Below are 17,171 nucleotides of genomic sequence, written 5' to 3'. Positions count from 1 at the left end.
GAGTCTTCATCCGAGCCGGTGCTGGTGGGGCTCTCGCCCGCGCAGGAGTCGATGTGGCTGGACCAACTGCTGCACCCCGAGAGCGTCAACGGCGGGATCTTCTCGGTGCTGGTCCGGGGTCCGGTGACGGCAGGGCAGCTGCGGGCCGCCTGCCTGGCGGTCTGTGCGCAGAGCCCGCAGCTGCGCGGACTGGTGGTGCCGGGGGAGGGTGGCGGCCCGGCGCGGATCGCCGTGCACCCGGCCGAGCGGGTGCTCCGTTTCGAGACGGTGGCGGTGCCGGCCCCGCCGGGGGCGGAACTGACGGTCGCCAGGCAGTGGCACCGCACGCACCGGCTGCGGCCCTGGCGGCTGACCGAGCAGCCGCCGATCGCCTTCGCCCTGCTCGACCACGGCGGGCAGCGGCGCACCCTGGTGGTCGCCGTGCACCACATCGCCTTCGACGGCCGGTCGAAGTTCGTCTTCGCCCGCCGCTTCCTGCAGGCGCTCGGCGAGCTCCGCTCGCCGGCGGGGCTGCGGGAGCGGGAGCCGGTGGCGCTGCCCGAGCACCCGTCGATCGACGCCGAGGCGGCGGCCGTGGTCGAGCACTGGCTGGCCGCCGACCTGCCGCACCTGCCCGGCCTGGTGCTGCCGCGCCGCGAGAGCCCGCTGCCGGCGGGCGGCCGGGTGGTGGAGCCGACGCCCCGGTTCGAGCTGCCCGCCGAGACCTGCGCCCGGCTGGCCGCGCTGACCGGGGCCGCCGGGGTCAGCTTCTTCACCGGGCTGGTGGCCGGGGTGGCGGCGCGGCTGCACGAGTACGGGAACACCCGCTTCGTGCTCGGCATCCCGGCTGACACCAGCGAGCCGGGCACCCGGGAGCAGATCGGTCTCCAGGTGAACGTGGTGCCCTGCCTGCTGGACATCCCGGCCGGGGCGAGCTTCACCGATCTGCTGGCCGTGAGCGGGCGGGCACTGGCCCTGGTGCAGCGGTACCGGCGGGTGCCGTTCGGCTGGGTGCTGCGGCAACTCCGGCAGCGGCACGGGGTGGACGTGACCCGGGGCGCCTTCGACGGGGTGGGGGTGTCGTACCCGAGGGTGGTGCGGGAGCTCGGCGAGGTGCCGGGCCTGGCATGCGAGTGGGACTTCTTCGCGCCGAACTCGACCCAGTCCTTCGACCTGACCCTGCAGCTGCGGCGGGAGGGCGGGGCGGCGTACGGGCGGCTGGACCACTCGACCCTCGCGCTGGACGGCGCCGCCGCCGGGCGGTTCACGGCGGGGTACGCACGGCTGCTGGCGGCGCTCACGGCGGAGCCGGGGCGGCCGGTGGCGGAGCTGTTCGAGGCCGGGCCGGAGGTGGTCGTGCCGGCGGGCGTGGCGGGTGTGGCGGTGCGGGACGAGGTGCTGGGGGTGCTCGGGTACGGCCTGCGGGTGGGCGGGGAGGAGGTGCTGGTCGGCGGGGTGGCCGGGCGGCGGTACCGGGTGGTCACGGCCGAGGGACGAGGGCTGCCGCAGGGGGTGCCGGGGCTGCTGGCCTTCGCGGGGGACGGGCGGGTGGGCCGCCGGCGCGCCTGGATCGACTCGGCCGGTCGGGTGCGGCTGCTCGGGACGGCCGGGCAGCTGCGGGACTGGATGGGCCGGCGGCTCGACCTGGCCGAGGCGGAGGCCGCGCTGGCGGGCCTGCCGGGCGTCCGCTCGGCCGCCGTCGGGCTGACCGGTGAGGCCGGGGCGCTGCGGGCCACGGTGACCCTGGAGACGGCGGGCACGGACCTGCGGGCCTGGCGCCGCGCCGTCCGCGGGGTGTGGCCCTCGGGATGGCCCCAGGTGGCCGAGGTACGGCTGGTGACGGGCCCTGCGGGCGGGCACCGCCCGTAAGGAGCAGCGATCGCTGTGGCGTGGATCACTTTTCCCGATTCGATCTGACGGACCGTCAAAACGATTGACGGTCCGTCAGATGTACGTGCCGCAAGGGGCATTGTGGGTTGACTGATCGTCAGATTCGACGGTCCATCGGCCAGTTGGGTGCTGACGGAGCCTGGGCGGGCCGCTCGGGCCCGGGCTAGCATCGGTCGGGTTGTCCGAAGCGAGGAGCAGATGGGCGCCATGACAGCCGAACCGAACCTGCCGCAGCGTGCGCTCTTCCCGGGCCGCCCGGCCGCCGTACCGCGCACCCTGGTCGACCTGCTGGAGGCCACCGTCCGTGACCACCCGGGCGAGCCGGCGCTGGACGACGGGCGCTCCGTGCTGACCTACCGGGCGCTGGCCGCCGAGGTGGAGCAGCTGCGGCGGCGGCTGGCGGCGGCCGGGATCGGCGCGGGCGACCGGGTCGGGGTGCGGGTGCCCTCGGGGACCAACGACCTCTACGTGTCGATCCTGGCGGTGCTGGCGGCCGGGGCCGCGTACGTGCCGGTGGACGCCGAGGACCCGGAAGAGCGGGCCCAGCTGGTGTTCGGCGAGGCCGAGGTGGCCGCCGTGCTCGGGGCCGAGCGCTCGCTCGAGGTCACGGCACAGCGCCCGGCCGCCGAAGCCCGCCGTCCCGGTGTGGCGGACGACGCCTGGATCATCTTCACCTCCGGCTCCACCGGGAAGCCCAAGGGCGTGGCCGTCACGCACGGCAACGCCGCCGCCTTCGTGGACGCCGAGGCCGCGCTCTTCCTCCAGGAGGAGCCGATCGGGCCCGGCGACCGGGTGATGGCCGGGCTCTCGGTGGCCTTCGACGCCTCCTGCGAGGAGATGTGGCTGGCCTGGCGGCACGGCGCCTGCCTGGTGCCGGTGCCCCGCTCGCAGGTGCGCAGCGGCGCCGACCTCGGCCCGTGGCTGGCCGAGCAGGAGATCACCGTGGTCTCCACCGTGCCCACCCTGGCCGCGCTCTGGCCGGCCGAGGCGCTCAACGAGGTCCGGCTGCTGATCTTCGGCGGCGAGGCCTGCCCGCCCGAGCTGGTGCAGCGCCTGGTCACCGAAGGCCGCGAGGTCTGGAACACCTACGGCCCCACCGAGGCCACCGTGGTGGCCTGCGCCGCGCTGCTCACCGGCGACGGCCCGGTGCGGATCGGCCTGCCGCTGGACGGCTGGGACCTGGCCGTGGTGGACGAGGCGGGCGAGCCGGTGGCCCTGGGCGAGGCCGGCCAGCTGGTGATCGGCGGGGTCGGCCTGGCCCGCTACCTGGACCCGGAGAAGGACGCCGAGAAGTACGCCCCCCTGGACTCGCTCGGCTGGCGGCGCGCCTACCGCAGCGGCGACCTGGTGCAGGCCGACCCGGCCGGGCTGCTCTTCCTAGGCCGCACCGACGAGCAGATCAAGCTCGGCGGGCGCCGGATCGAGCTCGGCGAGGTGGACGCGGCCCTGCAGGCCCTGCCCGGCGTGGCCGGGGCGGCGGCGGCCGTGCGGACGGCGCGCGGCGGCAACCAGCTGCTGGTCGGCTACCTGGTGATCCAGGACGGCTTCGACCGCGAGCAGGCCGTGGAGCGGCTGCGGGCCGAGCTGCCCGCCGCGCTGGTGCCGCTGCTGGCCCCCGTGGAGACCCTGCCGACCCGGACCTCCGGCAAGGTGGACCGGGGCGCCCTGCCCTGGCCGCTGCCCGAGCTGGAGACCGCCGGGCCGAGCGAGCAGCTCTACGGCACCGAGGCCTGGCTGGCCGAGCAGTGGGCCGAGATCCTCGGCGTCCAGGTGAGCGGCCCGCGCGAGGACTTCTTCGCCATCGGCGGCGGCAGCCTGGCCGCCGCCCGGCTCACCACCCTGCTGCGCACCCGCTACCCCAACGTCGCGGTGCTCGACATCTACCAGCAGCCCACCCTGCGCAAGCTGGCCCGGCACCTGGAGGGCTCCGGCGCCGAGAGCGGCGAGGCCCGGACGGTGGCCCTGGTGCCCGCCAAGGCCAAGCTGCTCCAGCTGCTGCTGCTGATCCCGCTCTTCACCGTGGTCGGCCTGCGCTGGACGGTGGCCCTGCTGGCCGCCGGCAACCTGCTGACCCACCTCGGCGACTTCCCCTGGGCGCCCACCGCCTCCTGGTGGGCGGTCGGCGCCGGCGCGCTGGCGCTGTACTCCCCGCCCGGCCGCCTGGCCCTCGCGGCCGGCGGTGCCCGGCTGCTGCTGCGCGGCCTGCGCCCCGGCAGCTACCCGCGCGGCGGCAGCGTGCACCTGCGGCTCTGGACGGCCGAGCGCCTCGCCGAGGTGACCGGGGCGACCGCGCTCTCCGGCTCCTGGCTGGTGCGCTACGCCCGGGCACTGGGCGCCAAGGTGGCCCCCGAGGTCGACCTGCACTCGCTGCCGCCGGTCACCGGCATGCTCAAGCTGGGCCGGGGCTGCGCGGTGGAGGCCGAGGTGGACCTCTCCGGCTACTGGCTGGACGGCGACCGCTTGGAGGTCGGCCCGCTCAAGGTCGGCTCCGGCGCCACCGTCGGCACCCGCTCAGCGCTCCAGCCCGGCGCCAAGGTCGGCAAGAACGCCCAAGTGGTGGCCGGCTCCAGCGTCACCGGCCAGGTGCCCACCGGTCAGCGCTGGGGCGGCGCCCCGGCCGTGAAGCTGGGCCGGGCCGAGCGGTTCTGGCCCAAGGCCCGCGCGCCGCGCCGGGCCGGCTGGGCCGCGCTGTACGGCGCGGGCGGCGCCCTGCTCAGCCTGCTGCCGGTGCTGCCCGGCCTGGCCGCGCTCGCGGTGCTCGCGCTGGTCGTCCCGCAGGGCGCCCCGCTCGGCGAGGCGCTCGGCGGCGCGCTGCTCGGCCTGCTGCCCGCCACGCTGGCCTTCGGCGCGGTGTACGCGGCGCAGCTGGTGGCCCTGGTGCGGGTGCTGAGCCTCGGCCTGGTCACCGGCGTGCACCCGGTGCACGGCCGGGTCGGCTGGCAGGCCTGGACGGTCACCCAGCTGATGGACCAGGCCCGCGAGGTGCTCTTCCCGCTGTACGCGGGCCTGGTCACCCCGTACTGGCTGCGGGCGCTGGGCATGAAGGTGGGCCGGGGCGCCGAGGTCTCCACGGTGCTCGCGCTGCCCAGCCTGACCACGGTGGGCGACGGCGCCTTCCTGGCCGACGACACCCTGATGGCCCCGTACGAGCTGGGCGGCGGCTGGGTGCGGCTCGGCGAGGCGAAGGTGGGCGAGCGGGCCTTCCTGGGCAACTCGGGGATGACCGCGCCCGGCCGCTCGGTGCCCAAGCGGGGCCTGGTGGGCGTGCTCTCGGCCACGCCGGAGAAGGCCAAGAAGGGCAGCTCGTACCTGGGCATGCCGCCGATGAAGCTGCCGCGCGCGGCCGACCGGGCCGACCAGAGCCTCACCTACGAGCCGCCGGCCCGGCTGCTCTGGGCCCGCGGGCTGGTGGAGGTCGGCCGGCTGCTGCCGGTGCTGGCCTCCGGCGCGCTCGGCCTGGTGACCGCCGCCGTGCTGGCCCGGGTCTGCGCCGCCTGGTCGCCGCTGGTCGCCGCGCTGGTCTCCGGGCTGGTGCTGCTGGCGGCGGGCACGGTGGCCTGCCTGGTCGCGGTGGTGGCCAAGTGGGTGCTGGTCGGGCGGTTCCGCGCGGTGGAGCACCCGCTCTGGAGCGGGTTCGTCTGGCGCAACGAGCTGGCCGACACCTTCGTGGAGGTGCTCGCGGTGCCGTGGCTGGTCGGCGCGGTGCCGGGCACGCCGGTGCTGAACCTCTGGCTGCGCGCGCTGGGCGCCCGGGTCGGCCGGGGCGTCTGGTGCGAGAGCTACTGGCTGCCCGAGGCCGACCTGGTGACCCTGGGCGACGGGGTCAGCATCAACCGCGGCTGCGTGGTGCAGACCCACCTCTTCCACGACCGGATCATGAGGATGGATACTGTGGTCCTCCGCGAGGGCGCCACCCTGGGCCCGGGCGGGATCGTGCTGCCCGGCAGCACGGTGGGCGAGCGCAGCACGCTGGGCCCGGCCTCGCTGGTGATGGGAGCCGAGTCCGTCCCCGCGGACACGCGGTGGCTGGGCAACCCCATCGAGGCCTGGCAGACCACGTGACGACCACCGACCCCGGCCCGCAGGAAGCCCCCGCCCCCGTGAAGTCCAAGCACGCCCCGGCGGCCGCCGGCACCCCGGACCCGTACTTCCCGACCAGCGGCGACCACCGCTACCGGGTGCACCGCTACGAGCTCACCCTGGACTACCAGCCCGGCCCGAACCGGCTCGGCGGCAAGGCCCGGCTGAGCGCGGTGGCCAACGCGGCGCTGGAGGAGTTCGCGCTCGACCTGGCCGAGTTCCGGATCGGGCGGGTGCTGGTGGACGGCAAGGCCGCCGCCCGCTACACCCACCGGGGCGGCAAGCTGCGGATCCGCCCGGCCAAGGCGCTCGCGGCCGGTGCGGCCTTCACCGTCGAGGTGCACTACGCCGGCAACCCGCGTCCGGTGCGCAGCCCGTGGGGCGGCCTGGGCTGGGAGGAGCTGACCGAGGGCGCGCTGGTGGCCAGCCAGCCGATCGGCGCGCCGTCCTGGTTCCCCTGCAACGACCGCCCGGCCGACAAGGCCACCTACCAGATCGAGGTCACCACCCCCTCCCCGTTCACCGTGCTCGCGGGCGGCCGGCTGCTCACCCGCACCACCCGCGCCTCCAGCACCACCTGGGTCTACGAGCAGAGCGCGCCGACCTCGCCCTACCTGGTCACCGTCTCGATCGGCCACTACCGCCCGGTGCCGGTGGCCGCCCGCCCGGCCGTGCCGCAGACCGGCTACGTGCCCGACCGGCTGGTGCCCGCCTTCACCCGGGACTTCGCCCGGCAGCCGGAGATGATGGCCTACTTCGGCGAGGTCTTCGGCCCCTACCCGTTCGGCGAGTACGCCGTGGTGATCGCCGACGAGGAGCTCGACGTCCCCGTCGAGGCCCAGGGCGTGGCCACCTTCGGCACCAACCACCTCGGCGGCGGCTGGGAGCGCGAGCGGCTGATCGCCCACGAGCTGGCCCACCAGTGGTTCGGCAACAGCGTGACCATCGCCGACTGGCGGCACATCTGGCTGAACGAGGGCTTCGCCAAGTACGCGGAGTGGCTCTGGTCCGAGCACGCCGGCGGCCCGGTGGCGGCCAGCCACGCCCTTGCCGCGCACCGCCTGCTCGCGGGGCTGCCGCAGGACCTGGTGCTCGCCGACCCGGGCCGCAAGCTGATGTTCGACGACCGGCTCTACCAGCGCGGCGGCCTGGCCGTGCACGCGCTGCGGCTGGCGCTCGGCGAGCAGCCCTTCTTCGCCATGCTGCGCGGCTGGGCCGAGCTCAACCGGCACGGGGTGGTCGGCACGGCCGACCTGGTGGCGCACGCCGCCCGGTACACCGCCACCCCGCTCGGGCCGCTCTTCGAGGCCTGGCTGGAACGGCCGGAGCTGCCGCAGCTTTAGGGGTTCGGCGGTTTTTAACGGTTGGCCGGGCTGACGGAGGGTGACCTAGGGCACGTATTCGGTTGTGATCACGGGGCGGTTTTGGTGAGGTCTTTGATCCAGATCATCGCGCCGCGGAGGTGGAGGCCGGCGAGGTAGCTGCCGGGGGTCTTGTCGTATCGCGTGGCGATGCCTCGCCAGGCCTTCAGCTTGTTGATCAGGCGCTCGACGGTGTTCCGCTCCCTGTAGAGGTCGGTGTCGTGGCTGACGGGCCGGCCGCCCTTGCTGCCTTTCTTCTTCCGGTTGGCGGCCTGGTCCTTCTTCTCGGGGATGACCGCCTTGATACGGCGACCGCGCAGGTGGGCGCGGTTGGCGCGGGAGGAGTAGGCCTTGTCCCCGGCGACCGCGTCGGGCCGGGTGCGGGGGCGGCCGACGGGCCCGCGGACCCGCACCTTCTCCAGGACGGGGATGAACTGCGGGCTGTCGGCGGCCTGCCCCTCGGTCAGAATGAACGCCAGCGGGCGGCACCTGCGCTCGCCGGCGACGTGGACCTTGCTGGTCTGTCCGCCTCTGGAGCGTCCGAGCAGGGCGGCCTTCAGGCGGAGCCTTCGCCTGCGTCGGACGCGTCGGAGCTCGTCCCGTTCCGGGTCGTGTGCGGTGTCCTGTCCGTCTTGTCCCTGCGGGCCGCCCCTTTTTGCCGGGCCTTCTCCGCCTCCTCGGCGGCCTTCTCCAGGTCGGCGAGCGTGTCGGGGTCAAGGTGCATCCCGGCGGCGTCGTGGTGGGCCCGGATGGTGGTGGAATCCACGCTGACCAGCGAGAGGTCCACCTCGCCCCGTCTGGCGGCTTCCGTGATCGCGCCCTCCAGCAGGGCCTCGAACACCCTGGCGTCCCTCCACTGCCGGAAGCGGTTGTGGACGGTCGACCAGGCGCCGAACTCGCTCGGCATCTCCCGCCACTGGCCGCCCGTCCGAAACCGCCAGATCACGCCCTCGAACTGGCGGCGCAGCCGCTCGGGGTACGGGCCGTACTCGCCGATCGGCAGGTACGGCTCGATGAACTCCCACTCGGCATCGGTCAGTTGCACACGCGTCACACAACACGATCTACCGGATCAGGCACGAGCGCGAGGGCGAAACCCACAAAGTGATCACAACCCGATACGTGCCCTAGTGCCGCATCAGGCAACGTTCGCCCTGGTGACGACTTTGCGTAGGCGCTCGTCCTGGGCGTGCTTGTTCCGCCAGATGATGTAGCGGCGGATCATGCTGCCCTGGGCTTTGTGGCTGGGGTGGTCGGTGCCGTCGAGGGCGAAGTAGCGCAGGGCGGTGAACTGGGCCTCGATCCGGTTGAGCCAGGAGCTGTTGGTCGGGGTATAGGCGATCTCCACGTTGTTCGCCGCCGCCCACGTCCCGACCCGCTGGCACCGCTTCGTCGTCAGGTGCGGCGAGTAGTTGTCGCAGACGATCGCGATCCGCACGTCCGCCGGGTGCAGCGAGCGCAGGTAGCGACAGAACTCCAGGAACCTCGACCGATTCTTCGTCTTCTTGACGTGCCCGTAGAGCTGATCCTTGGCGAGGTCGTAGGCGGCGAACAGATGCCGGACCCCGTGCGGGCGGGTGTAGGTCGCCCGCCGCCTCGGCCGCGGCTCGCGGTCAGGATCCTTGTGCCGGCCTCCGCGCTCGGCCCACTGCTTCCCGGGATGGGGCTGGAGGTTGAGCGGCCCGAACTCGTCCAGGCAGAACACGACTTCGGGCTCGCCATCCTCGGGTACGACCTCGCCGTCGGCGATAGCGTAGAGGTGCTCGACCCGAGCCTTCTTGGCCGCGTAGTCGGGATCGCGGGAGGTCTTCCAGGTCTTCACGCGTTGAAACGAGACGCCCTCCTCGCGGAGCAGGACCCGAAGGCCCTCGTGGCTGATGTCGTCGACCACCCCCTCTGCGACCAGGAAGTCGGCCAGCTTGGCCAGGCTCCAAGTCGAGAAGGGCAGGCCGTGCTCGGCCGGCTTCGACTTGGCGGTCTTCTTGATCTCGCGCCGCTCGGGCAGCGTGAACGTCCTCGGCCGTCCGCCCCGGTACTTCGGGTAGAGCGAGTCGAAGCCGTCGGCGTTGAAGTTGTGGATCACGTCGCGGACCCGGTCAGCGCTGGTGAACGTCACCTCCGCGATCTTCGCCACGGGCATGCGCTGGGCGGACAGCAGCACCATCTGGGCCCGGCGCCAGGTCACCACCGACCCGGTGCCCCGGCGGACGATCCGTAGCAGCCGTCTGCCCTCGTCGTCATCGATCTCACGAACCTGCACGCGTTCAGCCACGTGATCATTCTGACCGCCCGGTGCCGCCCGACGCAGCAACCAGACGACACATCGACGGGGCGAACGTTGCCGGATACGGCACTAGGTTGGGCAGAGCCATGTCCACCGACCGTACCGAGGGCCAGATGACCGATCAGCTCCTGCCGACCACCCACCGCGCCCTCCTGCACCGCCTCGCCCGCGCGCAGGCGGAGGGCCGCACCCCCTCGCTGGTCGCCGGGGTGCTCCGGGACGGGCAGCTGGTCTGGGACGGCGCCCGCAGCATGGTGGACGGGCACGCGCCCGACCTCGACGTGCAGTACCGGATCGGCTCGCTCACCAAGACCTTCGTCGCCGTGCTGGTGCTCCGGCTGCGGGAGGAGGGCCTGCTCGACCTCGCCGACCCGCTCGGCCGCCACCTGCCCGGTACCCCCGCCGACGCGGTCACCGTGGCCGAGCTGCTCGCGCACTCCGCCGGCCTCGCCGCCGAGACGCCCGGCCCCTGGTGGGAGCGGACCGAGGGCGGGCTGCGGCCCGAACTCGCCGACCTGCTGGAGACCGAGGCCCCGGTCAAGCACCCCGCCGGACGCCGCTTCCACTACTCCAACCCCGGCTACGCCCTGCTCGGCGCCCTGGTCGAGCGGCTGCGCGGCGAACCCTGGGGCGAGGTGCTGCGGCGCGAGGTGCTGACCCCGCTGGGCATGCACCGCACCACGCTGCTCCCCGAGGCCCCGCACGCGGGCGGCTTCGCCGTCCACCCCTGGGCCGACGTGATGCTGCCCGAGCCGCTCACCGACACCAGCCGGATGGGCCCGGCCGGCCAACTCTGGTCCACCGGTGCCGATCTGGCCCGCTGGGCGGCCTTCCTGGCGGCCGGGGACGAGAAGGTGCTCGGCGCCGACACGCTGGCCGAGATGCGCCGACCGGCCGTCGGCCCGGAGGACGCCGAATGGACCTCGGCCTACGGCCTCGGCCTCCAACTTCGCCGCCACGAAGGCCGGTTGCTCTGCGGACACTCCGGCTCGATGCCCGGCTTCACGGCGGGCCTCTGGGTCAGCGAGGCCGACGGCCTGGCGGCCTTCGCCCTCTCCAACGCCACCTCCGGCGCCAACACCCCGCTGCTCGCCGCGCAGTTGATCGCCCTGACGGCCGAGCACGAGCCCCGGCTGCCCGCGCCCTGGCGGCCCCTGGGCGAGGTGGACGAGGAGCTGCTGGCCCTCACCGGCCCCTGGTACTGGGGTGCGGCGCCGAACGCGCTGCGGCTTCGGGCCGACCGCGTGCTGGAGCTCACCTCGCTCGGCGGCGGCCGCGGCTCCCGGTTCCGGCCCGCGCCGGGCGGCAGCGGGACGGGGCTGGACGGCACCTGGATCGGGTTGGACGGCTACTACGCGGGCGAGACGCTGCGGGTGGTCCGGGCCGCCGACGGCGGGGTGAGCCACCTGGACATCGGCTCCTTCGTCTACACCCGCGAGCCGTACGGCGGCCCGGCCGAGGCCGTGCCCGGCGGCGTCGAGCCGGAGGGCTGGCGGGCGTACTGAGGCGCCTGCCGAGGGGGTGGCGGGGGCTCGGCGCGAACCCCCGCCACCGCGGTCAGTGGCCGCAGGGCCGCTCTTGCGGCCCTACCCGCGGCTCGCGACGAGGTGGTCGATGGACTCCTGCGGGCGGGCGGCGGCGCCGGTGAGACGGGGAGCCACGTAGCGCGCCAGCAGCTCGAGGCTGCGGTCGGTCTTCTCCAGCGAGCACCAGTCCGGCACGTAGACCAGCAGGTTGCCGAAGCCGCCGGTGCGGGCCTGGAGGTGGCGGATCGCCTCGACCACGTCGTCCGGGGAGCCGACGATCGCGCCCCCGGCCTCGATCCGGGCCTCCAGCTCCTGGCCGGCCGGCACCCCGGGGGTGGTGACGTCGCGGCCGGCCGCCCGGCCGAAGAACTCGAACAGCCAGCGGTCGAAGCCCTCCCGGACGTCGGCGAAGGCCTGCTCGCGGGTCTCGGCCACGTGCAGCGGCAGGGCGACCCGCCAGTTGTCGCGGACCATGGTGTGGCCGTGCTCCTCGGCGGCCTCCTCCGCGTAACTCCACTGGCGGGCCAGGTCGATGGTGTTCGCGGCGCCCGGCTGGGCCAGCGCGAAGGAGACCAGGCTGGTGCCGTGGCGGCCGGCCAGCAGCGGGCTGGTGGGGGAGGTGCCGCCGCTGGCGACCGCGACCTCCAGCCCGCCCGGGGTGAACCGGGGCAGCTGGAGCTTGGCGTCGCGCAGCCCGTACCAGTCGGTCTTCTCGGTGAGCCGCTCGTCACCGTTGACCAGCTCGATCACGGTGGGCAGCGCCTCGGCGAGCCGCGAGCGCTGCTCGGCGGCGTCGAGGCCCAGCATCCGGGCGTCCGGGAAGATCCCGGGCCCGACGCCGAGGATGTAGCGGCCCCGGGTGAGGTGGTCCAGGTGGACGGCCCGGGAGGCGACGTGGAACGGGTGGTGCCAGGGCAGCGGGACGACGCCGTGGGCGAGCTTGATCTGGCGGGTACGCTGCGAGGCCGCGGCGATCATCGTCTCCGGGGCACCGACCAGGCCCCAGCCGAGCGTGTGGTGTTCGCCGAACCACGCCTCGTCGAAGTTCAGCCGGTCGACGTTCTCGACCAGGTCGAGCTGACGCTGGATCACCAGGTGCGGGTCCTGGCCGGGCTCGTTCACCGGGGAAAGGAAAACTCCTATACGGCTGTACACGGATTTCCTCCAGGGGGACTGGGCTGAGAATGTCAGCTGGGGCGAAATTTTTACCGACCCATTAATGTTCTCCTGCTGGCGCCTCACCAGCATTGCCGTGGCCGCGCGTCTGCAAACGGTCGCCGAGGTGATTCCGGGGAGATAACGGAATTCGCACATGCGGATCGTGCTCGATCACTTCGGCGGACATTCCGGGGGAATGTTCCTTTCCCGACAAGCCGCGAATAGCGGATATCGGGCGGTCAGGCCAGGCCGAGGAGGTGGAGCTGCTCCCGGGCCTCCGGGTGGTCGAAGGCGCCCACCGTCTCGCACAGGCCGAGGGTGTGCCGGCCGGCCTCGCGGACGGTGGCGGCCAGCGCGGCCTCCTCGTAGCGGTCGGCGAGCACCTCGGCCGCCGCTCCGGTGGGCAGGCCGGCCGCCTGCAGGGCCGCGCGGACCGGGGCGAGATCGGGGCGGAGGCAGTCGGTGAGGAGGTGCGGCATCGCGCAGGCCACTCGGCGGCGCAGCGCGGGGGAGAGCGAGGCCCAGAGCTCCTTGAAGAACCGCACGAAGTAGGCGTGGTGGTGGAGTTCGTCCTTGACGTGGTCGTCCACCGCCGCGCGGACCGCCCGGAAGACGGTGGGGTCGCGCGGGATCTGGGCGAGGAAGCGCGTCACCACCGTCTCGAAGACCACCACTTGGAGCAGCCGGCCGAGCGTGCCGTGTTCGGGCAGGAAGGTGGCGGCGGTGCGTTCGAGCCGGGCCAGCCGGGGCGCGAACTCGTACGGCAGGGCCGGGATGCCCAGGGCCCGTTCGACCTGCTGGACGAGGTCGAGGCTGAACAGCGCGTGGTAGCCCTCGTCGCAGTAGATCTTGAAGGCGTCGAGCCGGGCATTCGGGGTGAGGTCGAGATCCACCCGGCCGTGCGCGATCAGCACGGTGCCGCGGTTGACCACCTCGGTCTCCAGGTGGGTGGTGAACTGCATGTACTGGTAGAAGTGTTGGGCGAGCAGGAGATCCCGGGCCGCCGGGCCGAGGGCGGTCACGGCCTCGTGGCCGAGGTGCGGGACGAGGTGGGCGGGGAAGACCCGGAGGCCCGCCTCGTGCTCCTCGTCCAGGGTGCGGCGGGGGCGGCTGCGGACGCCCGCGTGCTGGTACCAGTCGGCGATGCCCCTGCCGCTGCCCCTGCCGTTGCCGTTCACGGGTGGGTCAGTCGTTCGGTGAGGGTGGCGGCGACCAGTTCGACGGCGGGGGAGGAGAGGAGCTCGGTGTGGGTGCCCGGGACGGTCCGGAGCTCCAGTGGGCCGCCGTGCAGGCCGGACCAGCTCGCCCGGAGGGCCGACGCGCTGTCGGCGCAGAGCACCAACTGGACGGGGACGTCGGTGGGTTCGGGTGCGTGGTGCGCGGCCAGGGCGAGGAGATCGGCCCAGTCGGCCAGCAGGAGGGCGGCCTGCTCGGGTGGGGTGCGGCGGAGTTCTTCGAGGCGCACGCCGAGACCGTGGAGGAGCAGTGGCGTGGAGGTGATCCGGCCGGTGTGGAGTAAGTCGGCAGCAAAGGTGCGGAGTTCGGCGGCGGCGGCGCTCAGTTGGTCGGCCTCGGCGGGGGTGCGCGGGGCGAGCGAGTCGAGCAGCGACACCAGGGCGACCGGGTGGCCGAGCTCGCGAAGGCGGGCGCCCACCGAGTGGGCCAGCAGGCCGCCGAGGGACCAGCCGCAGAGGGCCACCGGGCGGTGGGGCAGGGCCTCGGCGATGGCTCGGGCGTAGCGGTCGACCAGGGAGCGGTAGTCGGCGTCGGTGGGATGGGCGCCCGGGATGCGCTCCAGGCCGAGGACTTCGAGCTCGGGCGGGAGGTGGCGCAGCAGCTCGGCGTAGCAGAGCAGGGTGCCGCCGACGGGGTGGAGTAGGACGAGGGCGGTACCGGCGTCCGGGTCGGTGGTGGGGCGGAGGCGGACCAGGGGGGAGGCGGTGGCGGCGCGGGCTGCCTCGGCGAGGCCGGCGATGGTGGGGTCGTGCATGAAGGTGCTGAGTGTGATCGGGAGTTGGAGCTCGGCGACGACCCGGCCGATCAGGCGGACGGCGAGCAGGGAGTGGCCGCCGTAGTCGAAGAAGCTGTCGTGGCGGGTGAGGCCCGGGATGCCGAGGATCTCCTCGAAGAGGGCTGCCAGGCGGAGTTCGGTCTCGCCCTGGGGTGGGGTGGCCGGAGGGGTGGTGGGGGCCGCCGGTCCGGGGGCGGGGCGGGGATTGCGGGGAAGCCCTGGTGCGGCCTTGGCCACCGGGGTCTCGGGGGCGGCGCAGAGTGCGGCCAGCAGGGCGGGGTAGGCCGTGGCCAGCTGGGTGGCGGTGGCGCGGGTCAGGCGCTGGGTGCTGAAGGCGAAATCGCCCGTGAGGGCGTCGAGTTCGTGGACCATGGTGAGGGTCAGGTCGAAGTGCGAGGTGGGCCAGTCGAAGGGCAGCGGCTCGACGGTGAGGCCCGGCAGGGTCCAGTCCTGCTCCACCTTGCGGCGGTTGAAGACCAGGGCGACTTGGAAGAGCGGGTTGCGGCTCGCCTCGCGGGCCGGTCGGGTGGCCTCCACCACCGCCTGGAACGGGGCCGATTCGTGCTGGAGAGCCTCCAGGACGGTGCGCCGGCAGGCCTTCAGCAGTTCGGCGAAGGTGAGTTCGGGGCTCAGGGGCTGGCGCAGGACCACGGTGTTCTGGAAGAAGCCGATGGTCTGGGCGTACCGCTGGTCGGTGCGGCCCGCCATCGGGGTGCCGACGGCCAGGTCGGTGGAGCCGGTCCAGTGGTGCATCAGGACGAGCAGGACGGCGTGGAAGACCATGAACTCCGAGACCCGGTGGGCCCGGCAGAGTGCGGTCAGCCGTTCGGCCACCTCGGTGGGGACGGTGAAGCCGACCCGGTCGCCGGTGAAGGGGCCGGAGGGATCGGCGAGTTGCTCGGCCGGGAAATGGAGAGCCGGGAGGCGGCGGGCCGGGAGGTGGAGGGCCGGCAGATCGGCCAGCCGGCGGCGCCAGTACGCCATGGCGGTGGATGCCGGTGCGGCCGAGAGCGCGGCGCAGAAGTCCTGGTACCGGTGCTCGGGCCCCGCCGGGTCGAGGGCGGCCGGGTCGGCGTAGGCGCGGTGCAGCTCGGCGGCGAGGGCGGTCGCGGAGACCTCGTCGATCAGGAGGTGGTGGAAGGAGAGCGCCAGCACGTGGTCGGCGGACGTCAGTCGGAGGGCGGCGGCGCGCCAGAGCGGGCCCCGGGCCGGGTCGAAAGGCAGCGCGGCCAGGCGGACTGCCTCGGCGGTGGCGGCGGCGAGGCTCGGTGCGGCCCGCCGGGCGAGCGGGACGGGCGGCGCGGTGGCGGCGGAGTGGATCAGCTGGACCGGCTCGCCCGCCCGCTCCTCGACGGTGAGGCGGAGCGCCTGGTGGCGGGTGCGGAGCAGGTCGAGCGCCTCGGCCAGCCGGTCGAGGTCCAGGGCGCCGCGTACCCGGAGCATGATCGGCACGTGGTAGACCGCGCTGTGCGGCGCGAGGCGGTGCAGGAAGTACAGGCCCCGCTGTTGGGGCGTCAGGGGGAGCACCGAGGGGGTGTCCGGGACGGTCATCAGGCTCCCTCCGGGTCGAGTTCCGGACCGAGTTCCGGACTGAGTTCCGGGTCGAGCTCCTGCACGGGGGTGGCGAGTGCGGACTCACCGGTGTCGGGGAAGCTCTGGCTGCGGACCGCCAGGTAGGCCGCGCTGACCGAGATCAGCAGCACCATGACGCCCAGCAGCACCCGGTAGTCCACGCTGGCGATCAGTGCCGCGCTGGTCGCCACGGCCAGCACCTGCGGGGTGGTGGCCAGCATGCTGGCGGCGGCGGAGACCCGGCCCTGGAGGTGGGCGGGCGAGTAGCGCTGCATCGAGGTGTAGAGGCCGACCACGGCGCCGGGGATGCCCAGGCCGATCACGAAGACGCCGAGCAGGGCGAGCACCACCCCGGGCAGGACCAGGATCGCGCAGCCCGCCGCCATCAGGCTCAACCCGCGGACGGTGAGGGCGGATTCGCGCCCGGGGCCGAGCCGCTTGAGCACCCGCATGCCGAGCACTCCGCCGAGCACCGAGCCCAGGCCCTTGGCGGCGGTCAGCCAGCCGACGAAGGCGGCGGCCCGGTGCAGGCCCTGGTCGGCGACGGCGTAGATCACCGTCTCGATGAAGCCGAAGCCGAGCAGCCCGCCGCCCATCGCGATCGAGACCGCGCGCAGCCGGGGCGTGCGCGCCAAGTGCTGCACCCCGGCGACCAGTTCGCGACCGATGGAGCCGCTCGGCGGCTCCGGGCGGGGTTCGTCCACCCGGACGGCCAGCACGCAGAGGCAGCAGACCAGGAAGGTGACGGCCTCGAGCCCGGCCACCGCGCGCGGCCCGGCCCACACGTACAGCCGGGAGCCGATGGCTGGCGAGACCAGCATGCCGCCCTCCTGCACGGTGCGCAGCAGGGCGTTGGTGCGGCCCAGTTGGTCGGGGTGCACCAGATTGGTGAGCAGGGCGCTGCCGGCCGCGTTGTGCATGCCGACGCCGAGCCCCACGCCGAACAGCACCAGGTAGAGCAGCCAGACCTGATTGCGGTCTTGGACCAGGAAGGCCAGCGAGACCCAGCCCGCCAGCAGGAGGTTGAGCAGCGCGATCAGCGGCCGGCGGCGGTACCGGTCGACCACGAGACCGAGGAAGGGCGCACCGAGCCGGGGCACCACGTAGGCCGCGAAGGCGAGTCCGGCGGCGCCGTTCGAGCCGGTGAGGTCGTGCACCCAGATCCCCAGGGCGATCCAGAGCGCGGCGTCGCCGAAGAGCGAGACGCTGGTGCCGGTGATCCAGAGCCGCACGTCGCGGCGGGTGGGGGCGGTGCGGGTGGCTGTCGCGTCCGAGACGGACATGGGCGTTCTCCAGGGTGGCGGCCGATC

The 17,171-nt window shown here is 74.0% G+C and carries 9 protein-coding genes and 1 pseudogene; 4 read left to right on the top strand and 6 right to left on the bottom strand.

Annotation, left to right across the window (positions count from 1 at the left end; genetic code table 11):
* Positions 1-18: 18 nt before the first annotated feature.
* From CFP65_RS03910 to CFP65_RS03900, 3 genes are all read left to right on the top strand, one after another.
* Entirely contained in the window at positions 19-1,848 is a 1,830-nt protein-coding gene (locus tag CFP65_RS03910; protein ID WP_158702009.1) for a condensation domain-containing protein, read from the top strand.
* 228 nt (positions 1,849-2,076) lie between these two features.
* The gene (locus CFP65_RS03905) at positions 2,077-5,931 is read left to right on the top strand and encodes a Pls/PosA family non-ribosomal peptide synthetase (RefSeq protein WP_254552211.1); all 3,855 of its coding nucleotides are present in this window, start codon (positions 2,077-2,079) and stop codon (positions 5,929-5,931) included.
* Positions 5,932-5,969: 38 nt separating this feature from the next.
* The gene (locus tag CFP65_RS03900) at positions 5,970-7,292 is read left to right on the top strand and encodes a M1 family metallopeptidase (RefSeq protein WP_104820640.1); all 1,323 of its coding nucleotides are present in this window, start codon (positions 5,970-5,972) and stop codon (positions 7,290-7,292) included.
* A gap of 68 nt (positions 7,293-7,360) precedes the next feature.
* Here the strand turns inward: CFP65_RS03900 and CFP65_RS03895 are convergent.
* Both CFP65_RS03895 and CFP65_RS03890 read right to left on the bottom strand, forming a co-directional pair.
* Positions 7,361-8,364 (bottom strand): annotated as a pseudogene (locus tag CFP65_RS03895) (IS5 family transposase).
* An 84-nt stretch (positions 8,365-8,448) separates the two neighbouring features.
* The gene (locus tag CFP65_RS03890) at positions 8,449-9,582 is read right to left on the bottom strand and encodes an IS630 family transposase (RefSeq protein WP_104814759.1); all 1,134 of its coding nucleotides are present in this window, start codon (positions 9,580-9,582) and stop codon (positions 8,449-8,451) included.
* Positions 9,583-9,680: 98 nt separating this feature from the next.
* Here CFP65_RS03890 and CFP65_RS03885 point away from each other — a divergent pair, with 98 nt between their 5' ends.
* Positions 9,681-11,099, top strand: a complete 1,419-nt coding sequence (locus tag CFP65_RS03885; protein WP_371682357.1) for a serine hydrolase domain-containing protein — start codon at positions 9,681-9,683, stop codon at positions 11,097-11,099.
* Between the two features lie 81 nt (positions 11,100-11,180).
* On the opposite strand, the gene CFP65_RS03880 is transcribed toward CFP65_RS03885, so the two are convergent.
* The 4 genes from CFP65_RS03880 to CFP65_RS03865 all read right to left on the bottom strand — a co-directional run bounded on the left by CFP65_RS03880 (position 11,181) and on the right by CFP65_RS03865 (position 17,144).
* Complete coding sequence (locus tag CFP65_RS03880; protein ID WP_104814758.1) at positions 11,181-12,275, bottom strand: LLM class flavin-dependent oxidoreductase; 1,095 nt, start codon at positions 12,273-12,275, stop codon at positions 11,181-11,183.
* 242 nt (positions 12,276-12,517) lie between these two features.
* The gene (locus tag CFP65_RS03875) at positions 12,518-13,456 is read right to left on the bottom strand and encodes a diiron oxygenase (protein WP_158702008.1); all 939 of its coding nucleotides are present in this window, start codon (positions 13,454-13,456) and stop codon (positions 12,518-12,520) included.
* On the bottom strand, positions 13,453-15,840 hold the full coding sequence (locus CFP65_RS03870; protein ID WP_104814757.1) for a condensation domain-containing protein: 2,388 nt from the start codon (positions 15,838-15,840) through the stop codon (positions 13,453-13,455). Before CFP65_RS03870 ends, CFP65_RS03875 begins: the two co-directional genes overlap by 4 nt.
* A complete protein-coding gene (locus tag CFP65_RS03865; RefSeq protein WP_104814756.1) occupies positions 15,840-17,144 on the bottom strand; it encodes an MFS transporter in 1,305 nt (434 codons plus the stop codon). Before CFP65_RS03865 ends, CFP65_RS03870 begins: the two co-directional genes overlap by 1 nt.
* Positions 17,145-17,171 lie beyond the last annotated feature (27 nt).

The organism is Kitasatospora sp. MMS16-BH015 (assembly GCF_002943525.1).
Lineage (GTDB): Bacteria > Actinomycetota > Actinomycetes > Streptomycetales > Streptomycetaceae > Kitasatospora.
Note: the sequence above shows the minus strand (reverse complement) of the source record. Positions and strands in the feature narration are given on the sequence as shown.